20 tRNA genes are annotated in these 1967 nt (G+C 49.8%); all 20 read right to left on the reverse strand.

From position 1 onward, the window contains the following. Positions 1-46 precede the first annotated feature (46 nt). The 20 genes from T473_RS18380 to T473_RS0115520 all read right to left on the reverse strand — a co-directional run bounded on the left by T473_RS18380 (position 47) and on the right by T473_RS0115520 (position 1916). A tRNA-Met gene (locus T473_RS18380) sits at positions 47-125 on the reverse strand. 25 nt (positions 126-150) lie between these two features. After that, positions 151-225, reverse strand: a tRNA-Asn gene (locus T473_RS0115430). A 10-nt stretch (positions 226-235) separates the two neighbouring features. Beyond that, positions 236-309, reverse strand: a tRNA-Cys gene (locus T473_RS0115435). Between the two features lie 6 nt (positions 310-315). After that, a tRNA-Lys gene (locus tag T473_RS0115440) sits at positions 316-391 on the reverse strand. 16 nt (positions 392-407) lie between these two features. After that, positions 408-484, reverse strand: a tRNA-His gene (locus T473_RS0115445). Positions 485-509: 25 nt separating this feature from the next. Beyond that, positions 510-586, reverse strand: a tRNA-Ile gene (locus T473_RS0115450). An 8-nt stretch (positions 587-594) separates the two neighbouring features. After that, positions 595-671 (reverse strand) — tRNA-Met (locus tag T473_RS0115455). 4 nt (positions 672-675) lie between these two features. Continuing rightward, positions 676-751: transfer RNA gene (locus tag T473_RS0115460), tRNA-Phe, on the reverse strand. Then, positions 752-840, reverse strand: a tRNA-Ser gene (locus T473_RS0115465). It abuts the tRNA gene before it with no gap. A gap of 2 nt (positions 841-842) precedes the next feature. Then, positions 843-918 (reverse strand) — tRNA-Lys (locus tag T473_RS0115470). 12 nt (positions 919-930) lie between these two features. Beyond that, a tRNA-Gln gene (locus tag T473_RS0115475) sits at positions 931-1006 on the reverse strand. Positions 1007-1013: 7 nt separating this feature from the next. Further along, positions 1014-1090, reverse strand: a tRNA-Arg gene (locus tag T473_RS0115480). 21 nt (positions 1091-1111) lie between these two features. Beyond that, positions 1112-1195: transfer RNA gene (locus tag T473_RS0115485), tRNA-Leu, on the reverse strand. A gap of 13 nt (positions 1196-1208) precedes the next feature. Continuing rightward, positions 1209-1294 (reverse strand) — tRNA-Tyr (locus T473_RS0115490). A gap of 9 nt (positions 1295-1303) precedes the next feature. Beyond that, positions 1304-1378, reverse strand: a tRNA-Thr gene (locus tag T473_RS0115495). Between the two features lie 128 nt (positions 1379-1506). After that, positions 1507-1582: transfer RNA gene (locus T473_RS0115500), tRNA-Asp, on the reverse strand. Positions 1583-1587: 5 nt separating this feature from the next. Continuing rightward, positions 1588-1663, reverse strand: a tRNA-Val gene (locus T473_RS0115505). A 7-nt stretch (positions 1664-1670) separates the two neighbouring features. After that, positions 1671-1744, reverse strand: a tRNA-Gly gene (locus T473_RS0115510). A gap of 9 nt (positions 1745-1753) precedes the next feature. Next, positions 1754-1828: transfer RNA gene (locus tag T473_RS0115515), tRNA-Glu, on the reverse strand. A gap of 12 nt (positions 1829-1840) precedes the next feature. Next, positions 1841-1916: transfer RNA gene (locus T473_RS0115520), tRNA-Met, on the reverse strand. Between the last annotated feature and the right edge of the window lie 51 nt (positions 1917-1967).

The raw sequence follows: 1967 nt of genomic DNA on the forward strand, positions 1-1967 counted from the left end.
GAAAGGGCGGTGTCTTGACCGCTTGACCAACGGGCCTTTGTTTTAATGGTTGCGGGGGCAGGACTCGAACCTACGACCCTTTGGGTTATGGAGCCAACGAGCCTGCCAACCTGCTCCACCCCGCCGGATATTTGTTTAAAAGTTTTATTATGGCTCCAAGGGAGGGACTCGAACCCTCAGCCTATCGGTTAACAGCCGAGTGCTCCACCGTTGAGCTACCTTGGAATAAATAAATTGGAGGCGACACCCAGATTTGAACTGAGGATCAAGGAGTTGCAGTCCACTGCCTTACCACTTGGCTATGTCGCCACCTCTTGGTGATCTATCCGCGACTCGAACGCGGGACACCCTGATTAAAAGTCAGGTGCTCTACCGACTGAGCTAATAGACCATGTCTTCGTTTTTTATGGGGTGGATAATGAGATTCGAACTCACGGCCTCCAGAGCCACAATCTGGCGCTCTAACCAACTGAGCTATACCCACCATAAAAAATTATTACATTTAAATGTGGTGGACCATCAGGGACTCGAACCCCAGACCTACCGGTTATGAGCCGGGCGCTCTAACCAACTGAGCTAATGGTCCACATTTATTGGTAGCGGTAACAGGAGTCGAACCTGTGACCTTTCGGGTATGAACCGAACGCTCTAGCCAACTAAGCTATACCGCCACACTGGTGCCCAAAGGCGGAATCGAACCACCGACACGGGGATTTTCAATCCCCTGCTCTACCGACTGAGCTATTTGGGCTGGCGGAGAGGGTGGGATTCGAACCCACGGTGCCGTTAAGCATCACTGGTTTTCAAGACCAGCTCCTTAAACCACTCGGACACCTCTCCATTGGTGATCTATCCGCGACTCGAACGCGGGACACCCTGATTAAAAGTCAGGTGCTCTACCGACTGAGCTAATAGACCATAATATGAAACTGGCAGGGGATGCAGGACTTGAACCTACGCATGCAGCAGTCAAAGTGCTGTGCCTTACCGACTTGGCGAATCCCCTTTATTTTTGGTGAGCGCACAGGGATTCGAACCCCGGACACATGCCTTAGAAGGGCATTGCTCTATCCAGCTGAGCTATGCACCCAAAAAAGTTTTATAAATAAAATGGTGCGGATGAAGGGAGTCGAACCCCCACGCCAAAGGCGCTAGATCCTAAGTCTAGTGCGTCTGCCAATTCCGCCACATCCGCATCTTATTTATTCTGGTGGAGGATGGTGGATTCGAACCACCGAAAGCGAAGCTAACAGATTTACAGTCTGCCCCCTTTGGCCAACTCGGGAAATCCTCCATGTTTTTGTGGAGCTGGTGATAGGAATCGAACCTACAACCTGCTGATTACAAGTCAGCTGCTCTACCGTTGAGCCACACCAGCACAAAAAATTTAAAATGCTATTCATATTATTTAGTTACTTAATTTAATTATATGACATTTTAGTTTTAATTATACTAATAGTGCCATAGCAAAAATGATTATATAATTTAATATCATATAATTTAGTTTGGCGACCTGGAAGGGTTCGAACCCTCGACCTCCAGCGTGACAGGCTGGCATTCTAACCAACTGAACTACCAGGCCGCAAATGGTGGGATTAACAGGGCTCGAACCTGTGACCCCCTGCTTGTAAGGCAGGTGCTCTCCCAGCTGAGCTATAATCCCACGATTTTGGAGCGGGTGAAGGGGATCGAACCCTCACAGCTGGCTTGGAAGGCCAGAACTCTACCATTGAGCTACACCCGCATATGTAATTGGTGACCCGTAGGGGAATCGAACCCCTGTTACCGCCGTGAAAGGGCGGTGTCTTGACCGCTTGACCAACGGGCCAGTTTGTTTTAATGGTTGCGGGGGCAGGACTCGAACCTACGACCTTTGGGTTATGAGCCCAACGAGCTGCCAACTGCTCCACCCCGCGATATTAGTTTGACCGCTTGACCAACGGGACAGTTTGTTTTAATGGTTGCGG

The sequence above is a fragment of the Clostridioides mangenotii TR genome, assembly GCF_000498755.1.
Taxonomy (GTDB): Bacteria; Bacillota; Clostridia; order Peptostreptococcales; family Peptostreptococcaceae; genus Metaclostridioides; species Metaclostridioides mangenotii_A.